Annotated in this window: 4 protein-coding genes and 1 pseudogene; all 5 read left to right on the forward strand. The window is 39.0% G+C overall.

All coding sequences use genetic code 11. From position 1 onward, the window contains the following. Nucleotides 1-237: 50S ribosomal protein L4 (gene rplD / locus R3333_RS14420; protein WP_318959462.1), on the forward strand; the 237-nt coding region annotated here is incomplete at its 5' end. A gap of 6 nt (nt 238-243) precedes the next feature. Next, entirely contained in the window at nt 244-540 is a 297-nt protein-coding gene (rplW, locus tag R3333_RS14425) for a 50S ribosomal protein L23 (RefSeq protein ID WP_318959463.1), read from the forward strand. Nucleotides 541-551: 11 nt separating this feature from the next. Then, nucleotides 552-1376, forward strand: a complete 825-nt coding sequence (gene rplB, locus R3333_RS14430; protein WP_318959464.1) for a 50S ribosomal protein L2 — start codon at nt 552-554, stop codon at nt 1374-1376. A 3-nt stretch (nt 1377-1379) separates the two neighbouring features. After that, nucleotides 1380-1658 carry a 30S ribosomal protein S19 gene (gene rpsS, locus R3333_RS14435; protein ID WP_090248837.1) on the forward strand — a complete coding sequence of 93 codons (279 nt, stop codon included), beginning with the start codon at nt 1380-1382 and terminating at the stop codon, nt 1656-1658. 18 nt (nt 1659-1676) lie between these two features. Further along, nucleotides 1677-1802: pseudogene (locus R3333_RS14440) on the forward strand (50S ribosomal protein L22); the annotation flags it as partial.

The raw sequence follows: 1802 nt of genomic DNA on the forward strand, positions 1-1802 counted from the left end.
ATGGCATCTCCAAAGACTGCTGATTTTAAAGCGTTCTTAGGTAACTTAAAGTTAGAGAACGAGAAAGTTCTTGTAGTAGTAGGAAGTCAGAATGATAACGTATACTTATCATCTCGTAACCTTCAGAGAGCAAAAGTTGTTACTGCTGATTCATTAAACACTTACGATGTGTTAAATGCAAGAAAAGTAGTTTTAGCGGCAAGCTCTGTTGAAGCAATTGAAAAGATCTTAAACTAATTTGGAATGAGTCAAATTATAAAAAAGCCAATCATCACAGAAAAAGCAACGTTGGATTCAGAAGAAAACAACAGATTTGCGTTTGTAGTTGATAGAAGAGCTAACAAGATTGAAATAAAGAAAGCTGTCGAAAACATGTACGGAGTAACTATTGAGAAAGTTCGTACCATGACTTATGGCGGTGGTAAATCCTCTGTTAAATATACTAACAAAGGTATCGTTGAGCAACGTAATTCAGTTTGGAAAAAAGCTATCGTTACGGTTGCAGATGGAGAAACGATTGATTTGTTTAATAACATTTAATTAATTGACGAATGAGTCTTAGAAAGTTAAAGCCTACAACTCCAGGGCAAAGACACAAAATCATTAGTGATTACTCAGAGGTAACTAAGTCTACTCCTGAAAAAGCGTTAGTAGCTTCTAAAAAGAAGTCTGGTGGACGTAATAACTCAGGTAAAATGACGATGCGTTACATCGGTGGTGGTCACAAGCAGAAGTACAGAGTTGTTGATTTCAAAAGAGAAAAACACGATGTACCTGCAACGGTTAAAGCTATCGAGTATGATCCAAACAGAACAGCTCGTATCGCTTTGTTGTACTATGCAGATGGAGAGAAGCGATACATTATCGCTCCGGAAGGTTTAAAAGTTGGAGATACAGTAGTTTCAGGAAAAACTGCTACTCCAGTAGTTGGTAACGCAATGTTCTTAAGTGATATTCCACTTGGTACTGTGATTCACAATATCGAGTTAAAGCCTGGTAAAGGTGGAGCTATCGCAAGAGGAGCAGGAACTTACGCTCAGTTAAACGCACGTGAAGGAAAATACGCTACAGTAAAATTACCTTCAGGTGAGACTAGAATGATCTTAATCACTTGTCTTGCGACAATCGGTTCTGTTTCTAACTCTGAGCACAGTTTAGTAGTATCTGGTAAAGCAGGTCGTTCACGTTGGTTAGGTCGCCGTCCACGAGTTCGTGGTGTAGTTATGAACCCAGTTGATCACCCAATGGGTGGTGGTGAAGGTCGTAACTCTGGAGGTCACCCAAGATCACGTAACGGTATGCCAGCTAAAGGATACAAAACACGTGCAAAGAATAAGTATTCAGATAAGTTTATCATTGAGAAAAGAAAGAAATAGGTTATGAGTCGTTCGTTAAAAAAACCACCATTTGTTCATTACAAATTGATGCAACGAGTGGATACAGCACAAGAAACTGGAGCGAAGGGAGTAATCAAGACTTGGTCTCGTGCTTCTACAATAACTCCAGAGTTCGTAGGATTGACAATTGCCGTACACAATGGGAAGAAATTTATTCCTGTTTACGTGACAGAGAATATGGTTGGTCACAAGTTGGGTGAATTTGCACCTACTCGTAACTTCCGTGGTCACGGTGGTAATAAGAAAGATAAAAGAAGATAGAATTAAATCGGTAGTGACATGGGCGCTAGAAAAAGATTAAAAGCAGAGCAATTAAAAGCAGAGAAGGCTACAACAGCAATAGCTAAGTTGAAAGATTCTCCGATCGCTCCAAGAAAGATGAGATTAGTTGCAGATCTTGTAAGG

Origin of the sequence: Lishizhenia sp. (assembly GCF_033720595.1) — a bacterium.
Classification (GTDB): domain Bacteria; phylum Bacteroidota; class Bacteroidia; order Flavobacteriales_D; family Crocinitomicaceae; genus Lishizhenia.